We start from the raw sequence: 23,593 nt of genomic DNA, 5'->3' as shown, positions 1-23,593 counted from the left end.
ACGGACCATGCGGATTCGAGTGAGGCGCACAGGAGGGTTCGCGGGCATCGAGCGCCGCGCCGAGGTGGACGTCTCGGGGCGGCCCGACGCCCCGCAGTGGCGGGAGCTGGCCGAGCGGGCGCTGGCCGCCGGCAGGGCCGCGCCGCCGGCCGGGGTGCCCGACGGCTTCAGCTACGAGATCACCGTGGACGGCCGGACGGTGTACGCGGCCGATCCCCGGCTGACCGGGGAGCAGCGCGAGCTCATCTCCCGAGTGCTCAAGGAGGGCGCGTGAGGCCCTTTTCCCGCTCGGGCGTCGACTTCCGTTACCGACGGTGAGGATGGTCTCGCGCGTGGCGACGAACCCGATACCCCGGTTCCCGGCCGGCTTCCTGTGGGGCGTGTCCACCTCGGCCCACCAGATCGAGGGCGCGGTCGACCGGCGCGAGCCGTCCGTGTGGGACACGTTCTCGGCCGAGCCGGGACGGGTCAAGGACGGCTCGACGGCGGCGGTGGCCTGCGACCACTACCACCGCCACCGTGAGGACGTGGCACTGCTGGCCGGCCTCGGCGTGGACGCGTACCGCTTCTCCGTCTCCTGGCCCCGGGTGAACTCCCCCGGCGGCCTGGACTTCTACGACCGCCTGGTCGACGACCTGTGCGCGGCCGGCGTCCGCCCGGTCCCGACCCTCTTCCACTGGGACCTGCCGGCCCGGCTGGACTGGCTGGAGAGGGACACGGCCGCGCGGTTCGCCGACCACGTGTCGGTGGTCGCCGAACGCCTGGGCGACCGCGTGGCGAAGTGGATCACGCTCAACGAGCCCGCCGAGCACACCCTGCTCGGCCATGCCCTGGGCGTGCACGCACCGGGGAAGCGGCTGCTGTTCGACGCGCTTCCGGCCGCCCACCACCAACTGCTCGCCCACGGCCTGGCGGTCCGGGCGCTGCGCGCGGCCGGGGCCACGGACATCGGTATCGCCAACTCGCACGGGCCCGTCTGGCCGGCGTCCGGGGAGCAGGCGGACGTCGAGGCGGCCGGCTTCTACGACCTGCTGCTGCACCGCCTGTTCGCCGACCCGCTGCTGCTCGGCCGGTACCCCGAGGGGCTGGGCGAGCTGATGCCCGGTTCCGCCGAGCACGTCGACTCGGATCTGAAGGTCATCGCGGAGCCCCTGGACTGGTACGGCGTCAACTACTACGCCCCGACGCGGGTGGGCGCTCCGCGCGGCGAGGAGATCGAGTTCGGCGGTGTCGCCCTGCCCGCCGAACTGCCCTTCTCGGTACGGGAGATCGAGGACCGTCCGGTCACGGACTTCGGCTGGCCCGTGGCCCCGGAGGGGCTGACCGAGCTGCTGACCGGCTTCCGCGACCGCTACGGCGACCGGCTCCCGCCCGTCGTCATCACCGAGAACGGGTGCTCCTACGAGGGCCTCGACGACCAGGACCGCATCGCCTACCTGGACGGACACATCCGCGCCCTGCACCGGGCCCTGGAGGCGGGCGTGGACGTTCGCGGCTACTTCGTGTGGTCGCTGCTGGACAACTGGGAGTGGGCGGAAGGCCTCGCCCGCCGGTTCGGCCTGGTGCACGTCGACTACGAGACCCTGGAGCGCACCCCGAAGGCGTCCTACCGCTGGTTCCGGGACCTGCTGCGGGCCCAGCGGGGACCGGGGACGGGGGCCGTCGCGTCCCTCGTGCCGGACTGATCCCGTTCCGGGGCCGCCCAGGGCGCCGAGGCCGCCTGGAGTCGCGCTCCGGGGTCGCCGAAAAGCCCTACGGCGTTGTCACTCCCCCGTCGTACCCTGGAAGCGCGAGGCCGCCCACACTTGTGCGGCCGTGACGAGGAGGAACCGCAGGCCTTCAGCGCCGGCCCATGACTCAGACACCCGCAGCCAAGACCCCCGCGCAGGGGCAGGCCAGAGCACAGTTCACCGTCCCCGCCCAGCACCCCATGGTGACCGTCCTGGGGTCCGGCGACTCTCTCCTGCGCGTGATCGAGAAGGCCTTCCCGGGGGCCGACATCCATGTCCGGGGCAATGAGATCAGCGCGGTCGGCGATCCGGCGGACGTCGCCCTGGTCCAGCGCGTGTTCGACGAGATGATGCTGGTGCTCCGCACCGGGCAGCCGATGACGGAGGACGCAGTGGAACGCTCCATCGCCATGCTCAAGGCGAGCGAGAACGGCGAGAGCGACGGCCACGAGACCCCCGCCGAGGTCCTGACCCAGAACATCCTGTCCTCCCGCGGCCGCACGATCCGCCCCAAGACGCTCAACCAGAAGCGGTACGTCGACGCGATCGACAAGCACACGGTCGTCTTCGGCATCGGCCCCGCCGGTACCGGCAAGACCTACCTGGCCATGGCCAAGGCGGTGCAGGCCCTGCAGTCCAAGCAGGTCAACCGCATCATCCTGACCCGCCCGGCGGTCGAGGCCGGCGAGCGACTGGGCTTCCTGCCCGGCACGCTGTACGAGAAGATCGACCCGTACCTGCGCCCGCTGTACGACGCGCTGCACGACATGATCGACCCGGATTCCATCCCGCGTCTGATGGCGGCGGGGACGATCGAGGTCGCGCCGCTCGCCTACATGCGCGGCCGCACCCTCAACGACGCCTTCATCATCCTGGATGAGGCCCAGAACACCAGCCCCGAGCAGATGAAGATGTTCCTCACCCGGCTCGGCTTCGACTCGAAGATCGTCATCACGGGTGACGTCACCCAGGTGGACCTGCCCAACGGCCAGAAGTCCGGGCTGCGGCAGGTGCAGGAGATCCTGGAGGGGGTCGAGGACGTCCACTTCTCCTGGCTGTCGTCGCACGACGTCGTACGGCACAAGCTCGTGGGCCGTATCGTCGACGCGTACGAGAAGTACGACAGCAAGCACGGCACCGAGAACGGCGCGCCCAGGACCGGCGGCCACGGCAGGGCCGGGCACGCGCACGGACACGGGCACAAGGGGAAGTAGACCAGCACCACCATGTCGATCGACGTCAACAACGAGTCGGGAAGCGAGGTCGACGAGCGGGCGATCCTCGACATCGCCCGCTACGCACTCACCCGGATGCGCATCCACCCGCTCTCCGAGCTCTCGGTGATCGTCGTGGACGCCGACGCCATGGAGCAGCTGCACGTCCAGTGGATGGACCTGCCGGGGCCCACGGATGTCATGTCCTTCCCCATGGACGAGCTGCGGCCGCCGTCCAAGGACGACGACGAGCCCCCGCAGGGCCTCCTCGGCGACATCGTGCTGTGTCCCGAGGTCGCCGCGAAGCAGGGTGCCGAGGCCCCGACGCAGCACTCCATGGACGAGGAGCTCCAGCTGCTCACCGTCCACGGCGTGCTGCACCTGCTCGGCTACGACCACGAGGAGCCGGACGAGAAGGCCGAGATGTTCGGTCTGCAGGCAGCGATCGTGGACGGCTGGCGCGCGGAGCGGGGCCTGCGCGGCCCGTCCCCGGCGCCCACCGTCTCGTAAGCCCGCCCATGAGCCCTCAGATCGTCGTCGGCGCGATCGCGCTCGTCGTCGCCGCCTGGCTCGCCGCCTGCGCGGAGGCGGGCCTGGCACGGGTGTCCAGCTTCCGTGCCGAGGAGGCCGTGAAGTCGGGCCGCCGCGGCAGCGCCAAGCTGGCCCAGGTCGCCGCCGACCCGACCCGCTACCTCAACCTGGCGCTGCTGGTGCGCGTGACCTGCGAGATGGCGGCGGCGGCGCTGGTCACCTACGCCTGTCTGGAGGCGTTCTCCGGCACGGCCCAGGCGCTCGTCGTCGCCATCGCGGTCATGGTGCTCGTCTCGTACGTGGCCGTCGGGGTCTCCCCGCGCACCATCGGCCGCCAGCACCCGCTGAACACGGCGACCGTGGCGGCATACGCGCTGGTGCCGCTCGCCCGGGTGCTGGGCCCGATCCCGTCGCTGCTGATCCTCATCGGCAACGCGCTGACCCCCGGCAAGGGGTTCCGGCGCGGCCCGTTCGCCTCCGAGGCGGAACTGCGCGCCCTGGTCGACCTGGCCGAGCAGGAGTCGCTGATCGAGGACGAGGAGCGGCGCATGGTGCACTCGGTCTTCGAACTCGGGGACACCCTCGTGCGCGAGGTCATGGTGCCGCGCACCGACCTGGTGGTGATCGAGCGGTACAAGACCATCCGCCAGGCCCTCACGCTGGCGCTGCGCTCCGGCTTCTCGCGGATTCCGGTCACCGGCGAGAGCGAGGACGACATCGTCGGGATCGTCTATCTGAAGGACCTGGCCCGCAAGACGCACATCAACCGGGACGCCGAGAGCGAGCTGGTGTCGACGGCGATGCGTCCGGCCGTCTTCGTTCCGGACACGAAGAACGCCGACGACCTGCTGCGCGAGATGCAGAAGCAGCGCAACCACGTCGCCGTCGTCATCGACGAGTACGGCGGCACGGCCGGCATCGTCACCATCGAGGACATCCTCGAGGAGATCGTCGGCGAGATCACCGACGAGTACGACCGTGAGCTGCCGCCGGTGGAGCCGCTCGGCGACGACCGCTACCGCGTCACCGCGCGCCTGGACATCACGGACCTGGGCGAGCTGTACGGCCTGGAGGAGTACGACGACGAGGACGTGGAGACGGTCGGCGGGCTGCTCGCCAAGGCCCTGGGCCGGGTTCCCATCGCGGGCGCGTCGTCGGTCGTGGAGCTGCCCGACGGCCGGGAGCTGCGGCTGACGGCGGAGGCCGCGGCCGGCCGCCGGAACAAGATCGTGACCGTGCTCGCGGAGCCGGTGGGCCCGGCGGCGCCCACCGGGGACGGGAAGGGGAAGCCGGAATGAGTCCCGAGGAGCTGCGCGCCCTGTGCCTGTCGTTCAACGCGGTGGTGGAGGACTTCCCCTTCAACCCGGAGACCTCGGTGTTCAAGGTCAAGGGCAAGCTGTTCGCCCTGTCGGCCCTGGACTCCCGCCCGCTGAAGGTCAACCTCAAGTGCGACCCGGAGGACGCGATCCGGCTGCGCGCCGAGTACGAGGGCCTGATCGTCCCCGGCTGGCACATGCACAAGCGCCACTGGAACACGGTCACGGTCGACGCCGGGCTCCCGGACCGCCTGGTCCGCGAACTCGTCGAGGACTCCTACGACCTGGTCGTGGCGGGCCTGCCCCGCGCGGACCGGCTCCGTCTCGACCGGGCGTGAGCACCCGGACTCCGCGGCCGCCGGGGTGATCTCGGCGGCCGCCGGGGCGGCTCCTATGCTCGGGGCATGAACGAGACCAACGCGCTTGATCCCGAGGACCTCAAGATCGTCACTCTGGCCCGTTCGGCCCGGGCCCGCAACGGTGTGCCGGAAGGCGCGGCCGTACGCGACGAGACGGGGCGCACGTACGTCGCCGGGTCGGTGCACCTCGCCTCACTGAAGCTGAGCGCCCTCCAGACGGCGGTGGCGATGGCCGTCGCGTCCGGGGCGACGTCGTTGGAGGCGGCGGCGGTGGTCAGCGAGGCGGAGGGGATCGCCCCGGAGGACCGGGCCGCCGTACGGGACCTGGGCGGCGCCGAAACACCGGTACTGCTGGCCGGACCGGACGGCGCCGTCCGGCTCACCCTGCCGGCGGGCGAGAACGGCTGAGGTCCGCCGGGCGGGCTCTGGTGGCGGGCCGCACATGGTCGCGCGGTGCGGGTCAGTCGCTGGGCGGTGGCCTCGGCGGCACTTGGTGCGCACCGCGCTGACGCTGGTGGTCGTGGGCGCCCTCTCGGCCGTCCTCGTCAACCAGGCAGCGGGACCGCGCCAGGCTGGGCCTCGTCGACTGAGGACGCGTGTGCAGCCGGGGCTCGTGGATCAGGGACAATGGGCGCCATGAGCGTTCGCACCCAGTCATCCGAGCAGTCCGTCGAAGCTGCCCATCGGGCGGGCTTCGCCTGCTTCGTGGGCCGCCCCAACGCGGGCAAGTCCACCCTCACGAACGCTCTGGTCGGGCAGAAGGTGGCGATCACCTCGAACCGGCCGCAGACGACGCGGCACACCGTGCGGGGCATCGTCCACCGCCCGGACGCGCAGCTGATCCTGGTGGACACGCCGGGGCTGCACAAGCCGCGCACGCTGCTGGGGGAACGGCTCAACGACGTCGTACGGACCACCTGGGCCGAGGTCGACGTGATCGGCTTCTGCTTGCCGGCCGACCAGAAGATCGGGCCCGGTGACCGGTTCATCGCGAAGGAACTGGCGGGGATCAAGAAGACGCCCAAGGTCGCGATCGTCACGAAGACGGACCTGGTGGACTCCAAGGCACTCGCCGAGCAGCTGATCGCGATCGACCGGCTGGGCGAGGAGCTGGGGATCACCTGGGCGGAGATCGTGCCGGTGTCGGCGACGGCGAACAAGCAGGTGGACCTGCTGGCCGACCTGCTGGTCCCGCTGCTGCCCGAGGGGCCCGCGCTCTACCCCGAGGGCGACCTCACGGACGAGCCCGAGCAGGTCATGGTGGCCGAGCTGATCCGGGAGGCGGCGCTGGAGGGTGTGCGGGACGAGCTGCCGCACTCCATCGCCGTGGTGGTGGAGGAGATGCTGCCTCGCGAGGACCGCCCGGCGGACAAGCCGCTGCTCGACATCCACGCCAACGTGTTCATCGAGCGGCCGAGCCAGAAGGGCATCATCATCGGGCCCAAGGGGAAGCGGCTGAAGGAGGTCGGGATCAAGTCCCGTAAGCACATTGAGGCGTTGCTGGGGACGCCGGTGTTTCTCGACCTTCATGTGAAGGTCGCCAAGGACTGGCAACGCGACCCCAAGCAGCTGCGCCGCCTCGGCTTCTGACGACTCGGTGAGCAGGGCCCCTCTCCCCCGGGGCTCCGCCCCCGCGGCCCCCCGCTTTCCCACCCACCCGCCCGACTCGGTGGGGTGAGATGGTCCCGCCCCGGGGCTCCGCCACCTGCACCCCGCGTTGTCACCCGCCCGACTCGGTGGATTGAAAGTTCCGGGCCCGGGGCTCCGCCCCAGACCCCGGCGGGGGCTCCACCCCTGCGCCTCCGCTTTGCCCACCCGCTCACCCGACTCGGTTGGCCGAACCGGTGCCTCCTTCGGAGTTCCTCGGCTGCTTCACCGTGCTGGGCCGTGGGCTCTCCGCTCACCGAGTCGGGTGGGTGGCTGTCAGCGCAAGGCCCGTAGGGCCTCCTTCGCTTCCTTTGCGTTCAGGTTGATGAAGATGGGGGTGACGTTCAGGGGTGTGGTGTAGGAGCGGATGGTTCGGGGGCCGCGCAGGGTTCGGGCGTGGGTCACGTCGTGCCAGGTGCCTGGGGGGAGGTGGATGGAGCGGCTGGGGGCGTCGGCCAGTTGGGGGGCCGCCAGGATCGCGGGGCCCAGCATCCACTCGTCGGTGATCGTGTACGCCTGCTCGTCGTGCGGGAAGTCGAAGAAGAGCGGGCGCATGATCGGGTCGCCGGTGCGCAGCGTGTGCCGGACCTGGTCCCGGAGGTAGGGGGCGAGGCGGCCGTGGCGGGCGATGGCCTCGCGGTAGAGGGCGGCGGTCTGCGCGTCGTACGCCACCTTTTTGCCGGTCGTCGCGTCGACGGTGGCGACGGGGGACGTGGAGGCGTACATGAGCGGCATCAGTGACGCGGCCTGGGCCCAGCGGACCAGTACCTGCTTGGTGGGGGCGGGCTGACCGCTGGAGCCGCCGATCATGTCGGTGGTGACGAAGGGATAGCCGATGGTGGAGACGGCGAGGTTCTGCGTGACGGCGGCCCGCAGGGAGTTCCAGCCGGTGCCCTTGTCCAGCTGGCGGGTGACGAACCCGGCCCGGTGGGCGGTGGTGTCCCAGTGGACGCGGATGCCGACGCCCTGGAGGTCGAACTCGTCGGCGAGCCGGGCGCCGAGGCGCTGGTAGTCGGTGGGTTCGTAACCCGGGCGGGGAGCGCACCGCTCGTCGAAGAAGCGGGTGTCGAACTTCAGCCCGTCGACGCCGTAGGTGCTCATCAGGCTGCCGAGCCGGCCCACGTACCAGGTCCTGGCCTCCGGGTTGGCGAGGTCGACGATGCCGGCGGTGCCGTTCCACCAGGTGACCCGGCACGGCTCGGCGGGGTCGGCGGCGGCGCCGAGCAGATAGCCGTGGTCGGCGGCGTACTGGTACTGGTCGGAGTCCAGGTTGATCCACAGGGTCACCCAGAGGCCGAGGTCGAAGCCGAGGTCGTGGATCCGGCGGGACATCGCCCTGGGGTCCGGGTAGGCCTTCGGGTCAAAGGTCATGTTCCCGTAGTCGGACTCCCACTTGTCGTCGAGCTGGAGCGTGTGCCCGGTGATCCCGTGGTCGTGCAGGTCCTGGGCGTAGCCGACGAGCCCCGCCTGATCGACGCGGGTGTAGAACTGCGCCCAGGAGTTCCACACCGGCTCGGCGTACTGCCGGTGGGTGGCGTCGCTCTTGGCCGGCTTGCCCACGACGCCGACGTAGTCGCGGTAGACCTCCAGCGGCGTGGACTCGACGAAGACCGTGGCCCGGTAGGGGTCCGCGGACTCGATGTCGAAGCGGCCGAGGCCGTCCTCGTCCTGGTTGATCGCCACGTTCATGACGTGCCCGGTGTCCACGTGCAGTCCGGCAGCCGAGGAGGTGTACCAGAACGGGTCGACCATGTAGTAGGAGGCGGGCCCGAAGGCCGGGTCGGCGACCTGCCCGCTGTCGAGCGGCCAGGGCTGGTCGGTGGCGGGTCCGCCGTGCGGGGTCTGGGTCTCGCCGTGGCCGTACCAGTGGCCGGAGGACGGCAAGTCGTAGGCGAGGCCGAGACGTTCGGGGGCGGTTCCCAGGACCTGCCAGTCGAGCCGGTAGCGGTCGGCGGACGGGGTGAGCCGGGCCCGTACGGTGGCACCGGCCGTCGTCGTGGCGGCGGTGAGGGTGAGCGTGCCGTTCCGCCAGGTCCAGTCGGTGACTCGGGTGGCGTGCTGCCATCCGCCGGCGGTCTGGAAGCGCAGCGCGCCGGTGTCACCGCCCGCGGCGGCCAGAACCGTGCCGCCCGAACGGGCCGTCGTCAAAGAGAGTTGATCTCTCGTCACCCGAATTGTGTAACCGGGGGTGGTGCGGCTCGCCGGTACGGTCAAGGTGAGTTGACCCGCGGACTGGGTGAACCGGGGCGCGTGCCGGTCGGGGCCGGGCCCGGTCCGTGCCCGCGCCTGGGCCGGTTCCGGCGCGGTCAACGCGACGGGCAGCGCGAGGACAAGGCCGGAAGCGGCGAGGAGCAGTCCGGGTCTGCGTGATGGTCTGCGCACGACGCATGTCCTTCGACGGAGGGAGTCAGGAGGCCGGAGGCTGCTTGCCTCATCGTGTTCGGTCGCGCCGATGATCGGGCGGCGGACGTCACCTGTCAACGACGTTCCCGGCCGAGACACCGTGGCGGAATGCGCCGAATCCGCCCCGTCCGCCGGGGCGGTCGGCTCGGCGCTCGGTCGCGGCGCCGGTCACGCCGGCCTGCGGAACCCGATGGTCGGCACGGCCCGGCGCCGCGGCCACGGCTCGACGCTCGCCTCGGGAACCAGGTCCTCCAGGAACGCGTACCGCCGCAGGGCCGCCGGGTCCTGGCCCTGTACCGACTGGACCCGGCGCCACCAGGCGGCGATCTCGGACCAGCCGGGGGCCGACAGGGAGCCGCCGAACTCCTGCACGGACAGGGCGGCGGTGAGGCCGGCGAAGGCGAGGCGGTCGGCCAGCGGCCAGCCGGCCAGGGTGCCGGTGACGAAGCCGGCCACGAAGACGTCGCCCGCGCCGGTCGGGTCCAGGGCCTCCACCGCGATGGCGGGCACCTCGGCGCTTTCCCCCGTGCGCCGGTCGACCGCGTAGGCGCCCTCGGAGCCGAGGGTGACCACCGCGAGCGGTACGAACGCGGTCAGCGCGTGCGCGGCGGCGCGCGGGCAGTCGGTGCCCGTGTAGCGCATCGCCTCCTCGGCGTTGGGCAGGAACGCCTCGCAGTGCTCCAGGTCGGACAGGCCCGCCAGGTCCCAGGCGCCGGTGTCGTCCCAGCCGACGTCCCCGAAGATGCGCGTGCCCTCGCTCGCGGCCTGTGCGATCCAGGAAGAGCGCCGGCCCGGCGTCAGCGAGGCCACGGCGGCACGCGCGCGAGGCCGGCACTCCGGGACGCCCTCCTGGAGGAACACGGCCTCCGGGGGCGGCTCGTGGCCGTGCGAGACCATGGTGCGCTCGCCCTCGTACGCCATGGATACGGTGACCGGCGAGTGCCAGCCGGGCACGGTGCCGGACGGGGACAGGTCGATGCCCTCGCCCTGTTCCAGCGCGTCCCAGCAGTAGTCGCCGTAGTGGTCGTCGCCGAAGGCCGCCGCCAGGGAGGTCCGCAGTCCCAGGCGGGCCAGCGCGGTCGCCATGTTGGCCACCCCGCCGGGGCTCGACCCCATCCCGCGCGCCCAGGACTCGGTCCCGCGCACCGGGGCGGAGTCGAGTCCGGTGAAGATGATGTCGAGGAAGACGGTGCCCGTGAGGTACACGTCCCAGGGCGGGTCGTCCGCCGAGCGCAGTCGGGCCAGCGGGTCGACCTGGGGAGCGACGTGGGCGTGCGGCGCCCCGACGATGTACTCCCGGTCCTCCGGGTACTCCGGTCCCGCTCCGGCGGACGTGTTGGACGCGGTCACGGTGCGCTCCCTGAGGTGTGCTGGTCCGGCCAGTGTGCACCAGAGCGCCGACGACACGTCGGCGCTCACGCCGGGGAGCGGCGGCCGCGCCTACCGGCGGGGGTCGCCGGGGCGGCCCAGCCCGGTTCGGCGACGCGCATCGCCGCCGCGTCGTCCCGGTCCCGCAGACGGCCGTCGTCCCGGTCCCGCAGACGGCCGTCGTCCTCGGCCCTGCGGCGGTGCAGGAAGGCCAGCCTGTCCCGGTCGAGTTCGACGCCGAGACCGGGGGCGTCGGGTACGGCGATCCGGCCGCCGTCGAAGGCGAGCCGTTCGGTCAGGACGTCCTCCGACTGCCAGGGGTAGTGGGTGTCGCAGGCGTGGTGGAGGCCGGGCACGCATAGACGCCATCCACGTATGGGAACGGAGCTTGGAAATGCGAATGTGCTCCGTCAACGGACCTGCGGGGGATCGCCGTTGGCCGCCCGCAAACCCCAGACACCAAAAAAACCCGCATGCGCCGGGCGCACAGGGCGCCCGGCGCATGCGGGAGACGGATTCGGCGGGACTTACGGGAACTCGTACGCCTCGACCTCGGCGAGGTACCGCCGGCGCCGCTCCTCGTCGTGCTCGAGGAAGGAGGCGAGGAAGGAGTTGCGGGCCAGTTCGCGCAGCCGGTCCTCGCCCAGGCCAAGGGTGTCGCGCACGGCGTCGAAGTTATCGCCGACATAACCGCCGAAGTAGGCCGGGTCGTCGGAGTTGACCGTGCACAGCAGACCGGCGTCCAGCATGGCGGGCAGCGGATGGGCCGCCAGCGTGTCGACCGCGCGGAGGCGGACGTTCGACAGGGGGCACAGGGTCAGCGGGATCCGGTCGCGCACCAGGCGGGCGACCAGCTCGGGGTCCTCCACGCAGCGCAGCCCGTGGTCGACACGCTCGACGCCGAGCACGTCGAGGGCCTGCGCGATGTACTCCGGCGGACCCTCCTCGCCGGCGTGCGCCACGCGCCGCAGCCCGAGGGCGGCGGCGGCCTCGTACACCTCGCGGAACTTCGCCGGCGGGTGACCCGCCTCGGCCGAGTCCAGCCCGATCCCCGCGATCCGGTCGAGGTACGGCTTGGCGGCCTCGAGCGTCTCCATGGCCGACTCGACGGACTCGTCGCGCAGGAAGCACATGATCAGCCGGGTCGAGACGCCGTGCTTCTCCGCTCCCCCACTCTCGGCTTCGCTCGAGCGGGGGGACCCCCACCGGCCCAGCGCCCGCCACAGCCCGTCGACGACCGTGCCCATGCCGACGCCCCGGGACAGGTGGGCCTGCGGGTCGAAGAAGATCTCCGCGTGCCGCACGCCCTGCGCGGCGGCCCGCGCGAGATAGGCGTCGGCCAGGTCCTCGAAGTCCCGCTCGGTGCGCAGGACGGCCATGAGCTCGTAGTACAGGTTCAGGAAGGACTGGAGGTCCTCGAACCGGTAGGCCTCGCGGAGCGCGTCGGTGTCCGCGTACGGCAGCTCGACGCCGTTGCGCGCGGCCAGCTCGAAAGCGAGCTCGGGCTCCAGGGTGCCTTCGATGTGGAGGTGCAGTTCGGCTTTCGGCAGAGGCATCGGAACATCGTACGACCTGGTCAGCGGCGTTTCGGAACCGGCACCCTGAGCAGGTCGTGCGCCACGGTCAGCTCGCCGTCGAACCCTGCCGCCCGCGCCTGCCGCTCGAATTCTCCCCCGGATTCCGTCCGGGAGGTGCCCCCCGGAGCGGTGTACCGCTGGCTGAAGTGGGTGAGCACCAGATGCCGCACGCCGGCGTCCCGCGCCGCCCGTGCCGCCTGACCGGCCGTCAGGTGACCGTGTTCGACGGCCAGTCGTTCGTCCTCGTCGAGGAAGGTCGACTCGATGACCAGCATGTCGCAGCCCTCGGCGAGCGCGTGCACGCCCTCGCACAGCCGGGTGTCCATGACGAACGCGAACCGCTGTCCGCGCCGCACCTCGCTGACGGCCTCCAGCGGGACCCCGTCCAGGGAGCCCTCGCGCTGGATGCGGCCCACGTCCGGGCCCTTGATCCCGTGCGCGGCGAGCCGCTCGGGCAGCATGCGGCGCCCGTCCGGCTCGACGAGCCGGTAGCCGAAGGACTCCACGGGGTGGGAGAGCCGGCGGGCCTCGAGGGTGTACGCCGGGGTCGTCGCGAGAACGCCGTCGGCGTCGACCGGGGCCTCGGTGATCCCGACCGTCTCGCGGTAGGCGGTGGCGTAGCGCAGGCGGTCGAAGAAGCGCCTGCCCGAACGCGGGTAGTGGGCGGTGATCTCGTGCGGCACCTGGTCGAGGTTGATCCGCTGGATCACCCCGGCCAGGCCGAGGCTGTGGTCGCCGTGGAAGTGGGTGACGCAGATCCGGTTCAGGTCGTGCGCCGCGACCCCGGCGCGCAGCATCTGGCGCTGGGTGCCCTCGCCGGGGTCGAACAGGATGCCCTCGCCGTCCCAGCGCAGCAGATAGCCGTTGTGATTGCGGTGCCGGGTGGGCACCTGGCTGGCCGTGCCGAGGACGACCAGTTCACGTACGGACACGACGGCCTACCCGGGGGGCCACTCGAGGCCGCGGCCGCCGAGGACGTGGGCGTGGGCGTGCCAGACGGTCTGGCCGGCGCCGGAGCCGGTGTTGAACACGATGCGGTAGCTGTCCAGCTTGTCCTCGTCGGCGATCGCCTGTGTCTCACGCAGGACGTCCGCGGCGAGTCCGGGGGCCTCGGCGGCGAGGACGGCGGCGTCCTTGTAGTGCGCCTTGGGGATCACCAGGACGTGGGTGGGCGCCTGGGGGTTGATGTCTCGGAAGGCGACGGTCGTCTCCGTCTCGCGGACGATCGTGGCCGGGACATGTCCCGCGACGATCTTGCAGAACAGGCAGTCGCCCTGGGGTTCCCCTGCCATGCGGTGCTCCTCACGCCGGGTTGATCGAGTACGGGGGCATGGTATCCAGGGCGAGCGGATCCGGCCGGGCCCGGGGACCGCCGCCCCCGGACGGTCACGGCAGGGACGGCGGTGTCTTCGCGGGCGTCTCCTGGAGCGCCTCCAGCGCCAGGCGGATCGCCTCGTCCAGTTGGACGTCGCGGCCCGCCGCGTGGTCCTGCGGGCGTTGCGCCACCTCGATGTCCGGGTCCACCCCGTGGTTCTCCACGCCCCATTCGTAACCCTCCAGCCAGAAGGCGTACTTGGGCTGGGTGATGAGTGTGCCGTCGACCAGGCGGTAGCGGCTGTCGATGCCGATCACACCGCCCCAGGTACGGGTGCCGACGACCGGCCCGATGCCCAGTGCCTTGATGGCCGCGTTGACGATGTCGCCGTCGGAGCCGGAGAACTCGTTGGCGACGGCGACGACCGGGCCGCGGGGCGCGTCGAGCGGGTAGCTCTCCGGCCGCATCCCGCGCGGCAGGTCCCAGCCGACGATCCGCCGGGCCAGCTTCTCCACCACGAGTTGGGAGGTGTGGCCGCCGCGATTCTCGCGCACGTCGACGACGAGTCCTTCGCGGGCCACCTCCACGCGCAGGTCGCGGTGGATCTGCGCCCAGCCGGGGGCCTGCATGTCCGGTACGTGCAGGTAGCCGAGGCGGCCGCCGGACCGCTCGTGGACGTAGGCCCTGCGGTCGGCCACCCACGCGTGGTAACGCAGGGGCTCCTCGTCGGCGACGGGGACCACGACGGCGTGCCGCGGGTCGCCCCCGCCGGCCGGCAGGACGGTCAGTTCGACCGGCCTGTCCGCCGTGCCGACCAGCAGCGGGCCGGGTCCGGTCACCGGGTCGACCGGGCGGCCGCCGACCGCGACGATCGCGTCCCCGGCGCGCACCGCGACGCCGGGCGCGGCGAGCGGGCTGCGCGCGTCCGGGTCGGAGGTCTCCGAGGGCAGGATCCGGTCGATGCGCCAACTGCCGTCCTGGTGCAGGGAGATGTCCGCACCGAGCAGCCCCTGCCGGGTGCTGCCGTGCCCGAAGCCGCCCGGCGGCATGACGTAGGCGTGGGAGGTGCCCAGCTCGCCGTGCACCTCCCACAGCAGGTCGACCAGGTCGTCATGGGTGGCGATCCGGTCCAGGACGGGCCGGTAGCGGTCGAGGACGCCGTCCCAGTCGACGCCGCCCATGTCCGGCCGCCAGAAGTGGTCCCGCATGATGCGACCGGTCTCCTCGTACATCTGCCGCCACTCGGCGGCCGGGTCGACGGTCTGCCGGACCCGGCCGAGGTCGACGGTGATGTTGGAGTCGCTGTCCTCGTCGCCGGAGGCGCGCCGGTCGCTGGGCACGACCTTGAGCTTGCCGTCCGTCCACAGCAGGACCCGCTTGCCGTCGCCGCTGACCGCGAAGTGGTCGGCGTCGGCGGCGAGGTGCTCGATGCGCTGCTGGAGAAGGTCGTAGCGCTCCAGTTCGGTCTTCGGGTCGGGGTCGTCGGGTGTGGCGCGGGAGGCGCCGAGGACTCCGCGCACCGGGTGCCTGAGCCAGAGCACGCCGTCCTTGGCGGCGCGCAGGTTGGAGTAGCGGGCGGCCTCGACCGGGAACGGCACTATGCGGTCGGCCAGGCCGTCCAGGTCGATCCGGGTCGTCGGGATGCCCTCGCTGTCCGGGGTCTCCTCCTTGTCGGGCGCCTCGAAGGGCCGGCCGTGCCGCTGCGGGCCGAACGGCGAGGGGGTCGCCGCGGCGAGCGTGATCAGGTGCGGGCGGGAGCTCTCGACGAACGCCAGGTCGAAGACGTGCTCGTCGTAGACCGGGTCGAAGGAGCGGTGGGAGAGGAAGGCGAGGTGCTTGCCGTCGAGGGTGAAGGCGGGCGCGTGGTCGCGGAAGCGCAGCGGGGTCGCCTCGGTGACCGACAGGTCGGTGGTGTTGGCGAGGCGGAGCTGGCTGAGTGGGCGCGGGCCGGGGTGCGACCAGGCCAGCCAGGCGGAGTCGGGCGAGAAGGCGAGGTCGCCGACGTCCCCGTGCTCGCTGCGGTCGACCTCGCGCACCTCGCCGCTCTCGCGTTCGACGAGCAGCAGCCGGCCGTCGTGCGAGGCGACGGCCACGCGGCTGCCGTCGGGGGCGGTGGCGAGTTCCAGGACGCGGCCGAGCTGCCCGGCGCCCAGCCGGCGCGGGGTCGCGCCGGGCGCGAGGCCGGTGGCGGGCGCGAACTCCAGGGCGTCGTCGCCCTCGGCGTCCGTCACCCACACCACCCACTCCTCGCCCTCGGCGCGGAAGGTGCGCGGCAGCCGGGTGCGTACGCCGGGCTCGGCGGCGAGCGCGCGGGCAGGACCGGAGCGGTGGGTGACCCAGTGGACGGCGCCGCGCACGGCGACCGCGCTGCCGCGTGCGGTGTGGTCGGGGGCCGCCGAGCCGAACCAGTGGGAGGCGTTCACCGGATACGGCTGGAGGTCCACGCGCGGCCCGCCGAGCCGGACGTCGATCCGGCGCGGCTCGGCGGCGTCCAGGTCGTCCAGCAGCCAGAGTTCACCGGCGCTGGAATAGACGACCCGAGTGCCGTCGGTGGCCGCGTGCCTGGCGTAGAAACCTCCCCCACCCCCGGCTTCGCTCGAGCGGGAGGTGCCCCCAATCGGGGTGTGCCGGCGCAGGTCCGAGCCGTCGGCGAGGGAGGAGTACAGCGCGCCGGTGCCCTCGTGGTCGGAGAGGAACGCGATCCTCTCCCCCACCCACAGCGGGTACTCGAGGTTGCCGTCCAGGTCCTCGTGCAGCCGGACGAACTCCCCGGTGTGCTCACGGTCGATCCACAGCTTGCCCGCCGTGCCGCCCCGGTACCGCTTCCACCATGCCGCCTCGCGGCCCATCGGCGCGGACAGCAACACGGTGTGGGGGCCGTACGCCACGTCGCCGACGGGCCCGTACGGCAGGGTGGTGGCCGGTCCGCCGTCGAGCGGGACGGCGCGCGCCCAGGTGCGGCGCAGGCTGGCCTGGCCCTGGGCGCTGATCGCGAGGACCTCGCCGTCCGGGGTCCAGCCGCGCACCTGGGTCTTCGAACTCCCCCAGTACGTCAGGCGCTTGGCGGGACCGCCGGCGACCGGGGCGATGTGCGCCTCGGGTGCGCCGTCACGGGTGGAGGTCCAGGCGACGAGAGTGCCGTCGGGCGAGATACGGGGATGGTTCGCCGGCACGTTGTCGGCGCTGACCCGCCAGGCCCTGCCGCCGTCCAGCGGCGCGAGCCACACGTCGTCCTCGGCGGTGAAGGCGACCAACTCGCCGCGCAGATGCGGGAACCGGAGGTACGCGGAGGAAGCAGACGATACGGACGACACGGGCGACGGAGACGATGCGGGCTGAGTCACGTGATCACCCTACGCAGGGGCGGCGGCCACGGACAGGGGGCGGATGGCTTCCCCGGCACGCGAACCGGCAGCGGTGCGGCCTCACTTGCCACGTACGGGCCAGCAGGTGGGATCGCCCTGGCACCAGATCGTCCGCGTGACGGTCACCGTGACCCCCGGCTCCGGCTGCCCGTGGGTCGGCCGGTAGGTGACGGCCGGCCGGAACGTCGGACCGGTCGTGGCGTCGCAGTCGCCGAGGCCGCGCACGTGGAACCACACCCTGCCGCCCACCTTGGCGGTCAGGTCCCCGCGCACGCAGGCTCCGTCGACGGCCCGGGTGACCTTCCCGGTGACGGTGATCTTCCGGCCGTCCTTCGTCTGCCCCTGGCAGTCCACGGAGACCACGGTGGTCTCGGACGCGGACGGCGTCGGGTTCCCCGCCGTGCGGGTCCGGCCGCCGTCGTCCCTGCCCGTGCAGCTGAGCCAACTCACCGAAGCATGCCGCCGGTTCAACTCCGCCGTCGCCGTCCTGTCGGTCGTGTACGCCGCCGACGCGGCGCTGAGCCCGCCGGGATCACATGCGACGGCCCCGCCCGCGGCGACCACCGCGAGCACCGCCACGGCCCTCACCCGCCGCCCGTGCGACAGGTGCCGAATCCGCCTCAATGCCCCCATGTACGGCAGCCTGCCACCGCCGCGCCCGGGGCGGTAGAGCGCATACGGCCACGCGCGCGCCGCGCGCCAGCACTCATTCGGCCGGCCGCGGGGCGTGCCCTGCCGGTCAGGACCAGCGGCCGGTACGGCCCAGCAGCAGGGCGGCCGCCGCCGTACCGGCGGTCGAGGTGCGCAGCACGGTGGGGCCGAGCACGTACGCCTTCGCCCCCGCGTCCCGGAACTGCGCCAACTCCTCGGGGGAGACCCCGCCTTCGGGGCCGACGACCAGCACGATCTCGCCCTGTGCGGGGAGTTCGGCGGTGGCCAGGCGTTCCTCGCCGCTCTCGTGGAGCACGGCGGCGAAGTCGGCTCCGGCCAGAAGTGCCGCAACCTGCTTGGTCGTCGCCGCGTCCGCGACCTCGGGGAAGCGCACCCTGCGGGACTGCTTGCCGGCCTCGCGGGCGGTCGAGCGCCACTTGCCGAGCGCCTTCAGACCCCGATCGCCCTTCCACTGCGTGATGCAGCGGGACGCGGCCCACGGCACGATCGCGTCCACGCCGACCTCGGTCATGGTCTCCACGGCGAGTTCGCCGCGGTCGCCCTTGGGCAGGGCCTGGACGACGGTGATACGGGGGGACTCCGGCGGTTCCTCGACGAGGGCCGCCAGGTCCGCGATCACCAGCCGGTCCTTGCCCTCGGCGGCCTTGACCACGCCCTCGATCCAGCGACCGCGGCCGTCGGTGAGCACCACGTCCTCGCCCGGCCGCAGCCGCTTGACCGAGACCGCGTGCCGCCCCTCGGGGCCGTCCAGCACGAACTCCGTTGTGATGCCCTTCAGTTCGTCCACGACGAACACCGGCGCGGTCATCGCGCGTCACCTCCTGCCGCCAAACCGGCCGCCAACGCCGCGCGTGCCGCGTCGAGTTCGGCGACCAGCACCTCCACCAGCTGCCCGGCGGGCAGGTCGCGGGCCATCCGGTGGCCCTGGCCCGCCCACAGCGCCATGCCCTGCGCGTCATTCGCCTTGGCGGCCGCCTTGCGCAGCGGGGCGGTGAGGTGGTGGACCTCCGGGTAGGCGGCGGGCGCGTACGGGCCGTGCTCCCGCATGAAGCGGTTGACCAGTCCGCGGGCCGGCCGCCCGGAGAACGCCCGGGTCAGCTCCGTACGCGGGAACACCGGGTCGGTCAGTGCCTGCTTGTGCAGGTCGTGCGCGCCGGACTCCGGGGTGGCGAGGAAGGCCGTGCCGAGCTGGGCGGCGCCGGCGCCCGCCGCGAGCACGGCGGCGATCTGGCTGCCGCGCATGATGCCGCCCGTGGCGATGATCGGCAGGGCGACCGTCTCACGGATCTGCGCGACGAGCGAGAGCACGCCGATCCCGGCGCCGTCCCGCTCCGGCAGGTCGCGGTGGGTGCCCTGGTGGCCGCCGGCCTCCACGCCCTGGGCGATCACCGCGTCCGCGCCCGACCGGTCCACGGCGAGCGCCTCCTCGGCGGTGGTGGCGGTGGCGAAAACGAAGGTGCCGACCCGGTGCAGGGAGTCCACGACCTCGCGGGCGGGCACGCCGAAGTGGAAGGAGACCACCGGCACCGGGTTGTCCAGGAGCACGGCGAGCTTGGCGTCGTAGCCGTCGTCGCGTCCGGAGTCCGGATCGCCGAGTTCGGTCTCGTACCAGCCGGGTTCGCCGGCGAGCTGGTGGGCGTAGAGGTCGACGGCGCCGGTCTCGGCGCTCTCCGGCTGCGGCATGAACACGTTGACGCCGAAGGGGCGGGCGGTCAGACCGCGCAGCTGCTTGATCTCCTGGTACATGCCGTCGGCGGTCTTGTAACCGGCGGCGAGGAACCCGAGTCCGCCGGCATCAGACACCGCCGCGGCGAGCGGCGGCACCGCGGGCCCGCCCGCCATCGGCGCCTGCACGATCGGGTGCGGGAAGAGATCGGTCAGTGCGGAGGACATGACGGCATGTTGTCACGTCCTCCTGACGAGTCCGAACCCGGGCGACCTCTGGCATATGTCAGAGGAATCCCCTCCGGAACGCCCCCGAGCCCCCGGCCGGCCCCAAGCCCCCGCGTCAACGCCCGTTGAAGGCATCCTTCAACCGCGAGAACAGGCCTTGCTGCCCCGGCTGACTGTGCCTGCCCGGGGGACGACCCCCGAGCCCCCGGCCGGCCCCAAGCCCCCGCGTCAACGCCCGTTGAAGGCATCCTTCAACCGCGAGAACAGGCCTTGCTGCCCCGGCTGGAACTGGCCCTGTGGACGTTCCTCGCCGCGCAGCTTGGCCAGCTCGCGAAGCAGGCGTTCCTGCTCGGGGTCGAGCTTGGTCGGGGTCTGGACCTCGACGTGGACGACGAGGTCGCCCCGGCCGCCGCCGCGCAGGTGCGTGACGCCCCGGCCGTGCAGCGGGATCGACTGGCCGGACTGGGTGCCCGGGCGGATGTCGACCTCCTCCAGGCCATCCAGGGTCTCCAGCGGCACCTTGGTGCCGAGGGCCGCCGCGGTCATCGGGATCGTGACCGTGCAGTGCAGGTCGTCGCCGCGCCGCTGGAAGGTCGAGTGCGGCAGCTCGTGGATCTCGACGTACAGATCGCCGGCCGGACCGCCGCCGGGGCCGACCTCGCCCTCGCCCGCGAGCTGGATGCGCGTGCCGTTGTCGACACCGGCCGGGATCTTCACGGTCAGGGTGCGGCGGGCGCGGATGCGCCCGTCTCCGGCGCACTCCGGGCACGGGGTGGGGACCACCGTGCCGAAGCCCTGGCACTGCGGGCACGGACGCGACGTCATGACCTGGCCCAGGAAGGACCGGGTGACCTGCGAGACCTCACCCCGGCCGCGGCACATGTCGCACGTCTGCGCGGTGGTGCCCGGGGCCGCGCCCTCGCCGCTGCACGTGTTGCAGACGACGGCCGTGTCGACCTGGATGTCCTTCGTGGTGCCGAAGGCCGCCTCGTCCAGCTCGACCTCGAGCCGGATCATCGCGTCCTGGCCCCGGCGCGTGCGCGAACGCGGTCCGCGCTGCGACGCCGTACCGAAGAAGGCGTCCATGATGTCGGAGAAGTTCCCGAAGGAACCGGCTCCGAAGCCGCTCGCGCCGGCCGCGCCGGCCTGCGAGAGGGGGTCGCCGCCGAGATCGTAGACCTGCTTCTTCTGCGGGTCGGAGAGCACCTCGTAGGCGGCGTTGATCTCCTTGAACCGCTCCTGGGTCTTCGGATCCGGGTTGACGTCCGGGTGCAGCTCGCGCGCGAGCCGCCGGAAGGCCTTCTTGATCTCTTCCTGCGACGCGTCACGGCGCACGCCGAGAACGGCGTAGTAGTCCGTGGCCACCTACGACTCCGCCAGGATCTGTCCGACGTACCGTGCCACTGCGCGTACCGCTCCCATCGTTCCCGGGTAATCCATGCGGGTCGGTCCGACCACGCCGAGCTTGGCCACTGCCTCGCCGCCCGAACCGTAGCCGACCGACACGATGGACGTGGAGTTGAGTCCTTCGTGGGCGTTCTCGTGACCGATGCGCACGGTCATGCCCGGATTCTGCATCTCACCGAGCAGCCTCAGCAGCACGACCTGCTCCTCCAGCGCCTCCAGGACGGGCCGGATCGTGAGCGGGAAGTCGTGCGCGAAGCGGGTGAGGTTGGCGGTGCCGCCGATGACCAGCCGCTCCTCGTTCTCCTCGACGAGCGTCTCCAGCAGGGTGGACAGCACGGTCGAGACGGTGCCCCGGTCCTCGGCGTCGAAGCCGTCGGGCAGGTCCTCCACGAGGTGGGGCACGTCCGTGAACCGGCGGCCCGCGACCCGGCTGTTCAGCCGCGCCCGCAGGTCGGCCAGGGAGGTCTCCCCGAAGGGCGCCGGGCAGTCGACCATCCGCTGCTCGACCCGGCCGGTGTCCGTGATCAGCACGAGCATCACGCGCGCGGGCGCGAGAGACAGCAGCTCCACGTGCCGCACGGTGGAACGGGTCAGCGACGGGTACTGCACCACGGCGACCTGCCGGGTCAGCTGGGCGAGCAGCCGCACCGTGCGGGCCACCACGTCGTCGAGGTCGACGGCGCCTTCGAGGAAGTTCTGGATGGCGCGCCGCTCGGGCGCGGTCATCGGCTTGACCTCGGCCAGCTTGTCGACGAACAGGCGGTACCCCTTGTCGGTGGGGATGCGGCCGGCACTGGTGTGCGGCTGGGCGATGTAGCCCTCGTCCTCCAGGGCCGCCATGTCGTTGCGGACCGTGGCCGGTGACACGCCCAGGCTGTGCCGCTCGGTGAGGGCCTTGGAGCCCACCGGCTCCTCGGTGCCGACGTAGTCCTGGACGATGGCGCGCAACACCTGAAGCCGCCGCTCGCTGAGCATCGCGCACACCTCCAGGGTCGTTCCTCGGCCACCCGCCTGGCACTCTGCGCATACGAGTGCCAGCTCTACCCGGCCCAGTGTACGGCCGCCGGGTACGCCCCCGGCAAGGCCGGGCCGCGACAGCCTGCGAGGTCGGGACCGGGATCACCCGGGATCGGCCGGGATGTCGTACCCGGCCGATCCCCGCTAGCGTCGCCGTATGACGGCTGCGCGGGAGGAACCCCGGGAAGAACCTCCTGAAGAACTGGAATGGGAACGGCTGGCGGACGGGGTCGGGCGGTGCCGCCTCCCGGTGTGGGACTGCACGGCCGGGCTGGTCGTGGGGGCGGACGCCGCGCTGATGGTCGACGCGGGGTCGAGCCGTGCGGAGGGCGCGCTGTTGCGCGCGCGAGCGCGGGAGCTCTCCGGTGGCCGTGTGACACTTCTCGCGCTCACCCACCCGCACTTCGACCATGTCTTCGGGGCGGCGGAGTTCAGCGGCGCGGAGGTGTTCGCCGCCGCGGGCGCCGCCGCGGTGTTCATCGGCGGGCGCGAGGAGCTGCGCGCGGACGCGGTGCGCCACGGGCTGGACGCGCGGGCGGCGCGGGACGCGGCGGACGCGCTGGTGCGGCCCGGCCGCGAGGTCGACGACCGGCTGACCCTCCCGCTCGGCGGCGGGCGGGAGGCGCTGCTGGTGAACGTGGGTCCGGGCCACACGGCGCACGACCTCGCGGTGGTGGTGCCGGGCGAGCCGCCGGTGGTGTTCTGCGGGGACCTGGTCGAGGAGTCCGGCGCACCCCAGGCGGGCCCGGACGCCGTGCCGTCCCGGTGGCCCGCCGCCCTCGACCGGCTCCTGGCGCTCGGCGACGAGGACGCCCTGTACGTCCCCGGTCACGGAGCGGTGGTGGACGCCGCCTTCGTCCGCGCCCAGCGGGACGCCCTGGCCGCGCGCTTCGGCGTGTCGCGCTGATCGGACACGGGCCTGTCCATATCGTCACTCGAATGCGCCAGTATTCGCCCGACCTCACCCCTCCCTGGAAGAAGCCCCGGGCCGTGCCGGAGGTTTCCGCCGAGCCGGGTCTGGTGGTGGAGGAGCCCGGGACCGGCTTCTGCGGGGCGGTGATCCGCTGCGAGGCGGGCACGGTGACGCTGGAGGACCGTTTCGGCAAGCACCGGGTGTTCCCGCTGGCGCCGCGCGGCTTCCTGCTGGAGGGCCGGGTGGTCACCCTGGTGAAGCCGTCGTCCGGTCCGGTACGGCCCACCCGTACGGCATCCGGTTCGGTCGCCGTGCCCGAGGCACGCGCGCGCGTGGCCCGCGCCGGGCGCATCTACGTCGAGGGCCGGCACGACGCCGAACTGGTCGAGAAGGTCTGGGGCGACGACCTGCGCGTCGAGGGGGTGGTCGTGGAGTACCTGGAGGGCGTCGACGACCTGCCGGCGATCGCCGAGGCGTTCGCGCCCGGTCCGGACGCCCGCCTCGGCGTCCTCGTGGACCACCTGGTTCCCGGCAGCAAGGAGTGGCGCATCGCCGAGTCGGTGACCAGCGAGCACGCCTTGGTGGTCGGCCACCCGTACATCGACGTCTGGGAGGCCGTGAAGCCGTCCTCGCTGGCGATCGAGTCCTGGCCCCGCGTGCCCCGCGGCCAGGACTGGAAGACGGGTGTGTGCCGCGCCCTGGGCTGGCCGGAGAACACGGGCGCGGCCTGGCAGCGGATCCTGTCCCACGTGCGGTCCTACAAGGACCTGCAACCGGAGCTGCTGGGCCGGGTCGAACAGTTGATCGACTTCGTCACCGTCCCGCCCGCGTAGCCGCGGCGGGCGTACTCCGCCGGGGCCCGCGCC

At 72.6% G+C, this 23,593-nt stretch carries 21 protein-coding genes and 1 pseudogene; 10 read left to right on the top strand and 12 right to left on the bottom strand.

The window, feature by feature from the left end:
* The first annotated feature begins 7 nt into the window (after positions 1-7).
* From ACFY4A_RS01015 to era, 8 genes are all read left to right on the top strand, one after another.
* The gene (locus ACFY4A_RS01015) at positions 8-274 is read left to right on the top strand and encodes a protealysin inhibitor emfourin (protein ID WP_365775344.1); all 267 of its coding nucleotides are present in this window, start codon (positions 8-10) and stop codon (positions 272-274) included.
* A 46-nt stretch (positions 275-320) separates the two neighbouring features.
* Positions 321-1,685: a GH1 family beta-glucosidase gene (locus ACFY4A_RS01010; RefSeq protein ID WP_390827288.1), complete on the top strand. Its 1,365-nt coding sequence runs from the start codon at positions 321-323 to the stop codon at positions 1,683-1,685.
* 167 nt (positions 1,686-1,852) lie between these two features.
* Positions 1,853-2,944 (top strand): PhoH family protein, encoded by a 1,092-nt coding sequence (locus tag ACFY4A_RS01005; RefSeq protein ID WP_390827287.1) that lies wholly within the window; start codon positions 1,853-1,855, stop codon positions 2,942-2,944.
* A 12-nt stretch (positions 2,945-2,956) separates the two neighbouring features.
* Entirely contained in the window at positions 2,957-3,454 is a 498-nt protein-coding gene (ybeY, locus tag ACFY4A_RS01000; protein WP_390827285.1) for an rRNA maturation RNase YbeY, read from the top strand.
* Positions 3,455-3,462: 8 nt separating this feature from the next.
* Positions 3,463-4,773 (top strand): hemolysin family protein, encoded by a 1,311-nt coding sequence (locus tag ACFY4A_RS00995; RefSeq protein ID WP_390827284.1) that lies wholly within the window; start codon positions 3,463-3,465, stop codon positions 4,771-4,773.
* A complete protein-coding gene (locus ACFY4A_RS00990; RefSeq protein ID WP_390827283.1) occupies positions 4,770-5,129 on the top strand; it encodes an MmcQ/YjbR family DNA-binding protein in 360 nt (119 codons plus the stop codon). Before ACFY4A_RS00995 ends, ACFY4A_RS00990 begins: the two co-directional genes overlap by 4 nt.
* A 66-nt stretch (positions 5,130-5,195) precedes the next feature.
* Positions 5,196-5,558, top strand: a complete 363-nt coding sequence (locus ACFY4A_RS00985) for a cytidine deaminase (RefSeq protein ID WP_390827282.1) — start codon at positions 5,196-5,198, stop codon at positions 5,556-5,558.
* A gap of 228 nt (positions 5,559-5,786) precedes the next feature.
* Positions 5,787-6,740, top strand: coding sequence for a GTPase Era (gene era, locus ACFY4A_RS00980; RefSeq protein WP_390827281.1), 954 nt, complete (start codon positions 5,787-5,789; stop codon positions 6,738-6,740).
* Between the two features lie 333 nt (positions 6,741-7,073).
* On the opposite strand, the gene ACFY4A_RS00975 is transcribed toward era, so the two are convergent.
* From ACFY4A_RS00975 to hrcA, 12 genes and pseudogenes are all read right to left on the bottom strand, one after another.
* Complete coding sequence (locus ACFY4A_RS00975; protein WP_390827618.1) at positions 7,074-9,152, bottom strand: glycoside hydrolase family 31 protein; 2,079 nt, start codon at positions 9,150-9,152, stop codon at positions 7,074-7,076.
* A 216-nt stretch (positions 9,153-9,368) separates the two neighbouring features.
* A complete protein-coding gene (locus tag ACFY4A_RS00970; RefSeq protein WP_390827280.1) occupies positions 9,369-10,550 on the bottom strand; it encodes a carbohydrate kinase family protein in 1,182 nt (393 codons plus the stop codon).
* 65 nt (positions 10,551-10,615) lie between these two features.
* Positions 10,616-10,924: pseudogene (locus ACFY4A_RS00965) on the bottom strand (enolase C-terminal domain-like protein); the annotation flags it as partial.
* A 171-nt stretch (positions 10,925-11,095) separates the two neighbouring features.
* Positions 11,096-12,124, bottom strand: coding sequence for an adenosine deaminase (locus tag ACFY4A_RS00960; RefSeq protein WP_390827279.1), 1,029 nt, complete (start codon positions 12,122-12,124; stop codon positions 11,096-11,098).
* A 20-nt stretch (positions 12,125-12,144) separates the two neighbouring features.
* Positions 12,145-13,077 carry a ribonuclease Z gene (locus ACFY4A_RS00955; RefSeq protein WP_390827278.1) on the bottom strand — a complete coding sequence of 311 codons (933 nt, stop codon included), beginning with the start codon at positions 13,075-13,077 and terminating at the stop codon, positions 12,145-12,147.
* A 6-nt stretch (positions 13,078-13,083) separates the two neighbouring features.
* Positions 13,084-13,437, bottom strand: coding sequence for a histidine triad nucleotide-binding protein (locus ACFY4A_RS00950; protein WP_390827277.1), 354 nt, complete (start codon positions 13,435-13,437; stop codon positions 13,084-13,086).
* Between the two features lie 94 nt (positions 13,438-13,531).
* Positions 13,532-16,774, bottom strand: a complete 3,243-nt coding sequence (locus tag ACFY4A_RS00945; RefSeq protein WP_390827617.1) for a S41 family peptidase — start codon at positions 16,772-16,774, stop codon at positions 13,532-13,534.
* 111 nt (positions 16,775-16,885) lie between these two features.
* Positions 16,886-17,458 carry a hypothetical protein gene (locus ACFY4A_RS00940; RefSeq protein WP_390827276.1) on the bottom strand — a complete coding sequence of 191 codons (573 nt, stop codon included), beginning with the start codon at positions 17,456-17,458 and terminating at the stop codon, positions 16,886-16,888.
* Positions 17,459-17,564: 106 nt separating this feature from the next.
* A complete protein-coding gene (locus ACFY4A_RS00935; protein WP_390827275.1) occupies positions 17,565-18,305 on the bottom strand; it encodes a 16S rRNA (uracil(1498)-N(3))-methyltransferase in 741 nt (246 codons plus the stop codon).
* Positions 18,302-19,390 (bottom strand): nitronate monooxygenase, encoded by a 1,089-nt coding sequence (locus ACFY4A_RS00930; RefSeq protein ID WP_390827274.1) that lies wholly within the window; start codon positions 19,388-19,390, stop codon positions 18,302-18,304. Before ACFY4A_RS00930 ends, ACFY4A_RS00935 begins: the two co-directional genes overlap by 4 nt.
* 228 nt (positions 19,391-19,618) lie before the next feature.
* On the bottom strand, positions 19,619-20,755 hold the full coding sequence (gene dnaJ, locus ACFY4A_RS00925) for a molecular chaperone DnaJ (protein WP_390827273.1): 1,137 nt from the start codon (positions 20,753-20,755) through the stop codon (positions 19,619-19,621).
* Positions 20,756-21,772, bottom strand: a complete 1,017-nt coding sequence (hrcA, locus tag ACFY4A_RS00920) for a heat-inducible transcriptional repressor HrcA (protein WP_390827272.1) — start codon at positions 21,770-21,772, stop codon at positions 20,756-20,758.
* Positions 21,773-21,971: 199 nt separating this feature from the next.
* Between hrcA and ACFY4A_RS00915 the strand changes: the two genes are divergently transcribed.
* Positions 21,972-22,721 carry an MBL fold metallo-hydrolase gene (locus tag ACFY4A_RS00915; protein WP_390827271.1) on the top strand — a complete coding sequence of 250 codons (750 nt, stop codon included), beginning with the start codon at positions 21,972-21,974 and terminating at the stop codon, positions 22,719-22,721.
* Positions 22,722-22,753: 32 nt separating this feature from the next.
* Positions 22,754-23,560 carry a DUF3097 domain-containing protein gene (locus ACFY4A_RS00910; RefSeq protein WP_390827270.1) on the top strand — a complete coding sequence of 269 codons (807 nt, stop codon included), beginning with the start codon at positions 22,754-22,756 and terminating at the stop codon, positions 23,558-23,560.
* The last annotated feature ends 33 nt before the right edge of the window (positions 23,561-23,593 follow it).

Source organism: Streptomyces sp. NPDC001292 (genome assembly GCF_042896465.1).
Lineage (GTDB): Bacteria > Actinomycetota > Actinomycetes > Streptomycetales > Streptomycetaceae > Streptomyces.
Note: the sequence above shows the minus strand (reverse complement) of the source record. Positions and strands in the feature narration are given on the sequence as shown.

What these genes read in the sequence shown, in the direction of transcription:
- ACFY4A_RS01015 (WP_365775344.1), top strand. Translation starts at nt 8, where the DNA reads ATGCGGATTCGAGTGAGGCGCACAGGAGGGTTCGCGGGCATCGAGCGC.
- ACFY4A_RS01010 (WP_390827288.1), top strand. Translation starts at nt 321, where the DNA reads ATGGTCTCGCGCGTGGCGACGAACCCGATACCCCGGTTCCCGGCCGGC.
- ACFY4A_RS01005 (WP_390827287.1), top strand. Translation starts at nt 1,853, where the DNA reads ATGACTCAGACACCCGCAGCCAAGACCCCCGCGCAGGGGCAGGCCAGA.
- ybeY (WP_390827285.1), top strand. Translation starts at nt 2,957, where the DNA reads ATGTCGATCGACGTCAACAACGAGTCGGGAAGCGAGGTCGACGAGCGG.
- ACFY4A_RS00995 (WP_390827284.1), top strand. Translation starts at nt 3,463, where the DNA reads ATGAGCCCTCAGATCGTCGTCGGCGCGATCGCGCTCGTCGTCGCCGCC.
- ACFY4A_RS00990 (WP_390827283.1), top strand. Translation starts at nt 4,770, where the DNA reads ATGAGTCCCGAGGAGCTGCGCGCCCTGTGCCTGTCGTTCAACGCGGTG.
- ACFY4A_RS00985 (WP_390827282.1), top strand. Translation starts at nt 5,196, where the DNA reads ATGAACGAGACCAACGCGCTTGATCCCGAGGACCTCAAGATCGTCACT.
- era (WP_390827281.1), top strand. Translation starts at nt 5,787, where the DNA reads ATGAGCGTTCGCACCCAGTCATCCGAGCAGTCCGTCGAAGCTGCCCAT.
- ACFY4A_RS00960 (WP_390827279.1), bottom strand. Translation starts at nt 12,124, where the DNA reads ATGCCTCTGCCGAAAGCCGAACTGCACCTCCACATCGAAGGCACCCTG.
- ACFY4A_RS00950 (WP_390827277.1), bottom strand. Translation starts at nt 13,437, where the DNA reads ATGGCAGGGGAACCCCAGGGCGACTGCCTGTTCTGCAAGATCGTCGCG.
- ACFY4A_RS00940 (WP_390827276.1), bottom strand. Translation starts at nt 17,458, where the DNA reads ATGGGGGCATTGAGGCGGATTCGGCACCTGTCGCACGGGCGGCGGGTG.
- ACFY4A_RS00935 (WP_390827275.1), bottom strand. Translation starts at nt 18,305, where the DNA reads ATGACCGCGCCGGTGTTCGTCGTGGACGAACTGAAGGGCATCACAACG.
- ACFY4A_RS00930 (WP_390827274.1), bottom strand. Translation starts at nt 19,390, where the DNA reads ATGTCCTCCGCACTGACCGATCTCTTCCCGCACCCGATCGTGCAGGCG.
- hrcA (WP_390827272.1), bottom strand. Translation starts at nt 21,772, where the DNA reads ATGCTCAGCGAGCGGCGGCTTCAGGTGTTGCGCGCCATCGTCCAGGAC.
- ACFY4A_RS00915 (WP_390827271.1), top strand. Translation starts at nt 21,972, where the DNA reads ATGACGGCTGCGCGGGAGGAACCCCGGGAAGAACCTCCTGAAGAACTG.
- ACFY4A_RS00910 (WP_390827270.1), top strand. Translation starts at nt 22,754, where the DNA reads ATGCGCCAGTATTCGCCCGACCTCACCCCTCCCTGGAAGAAGCCCCGG.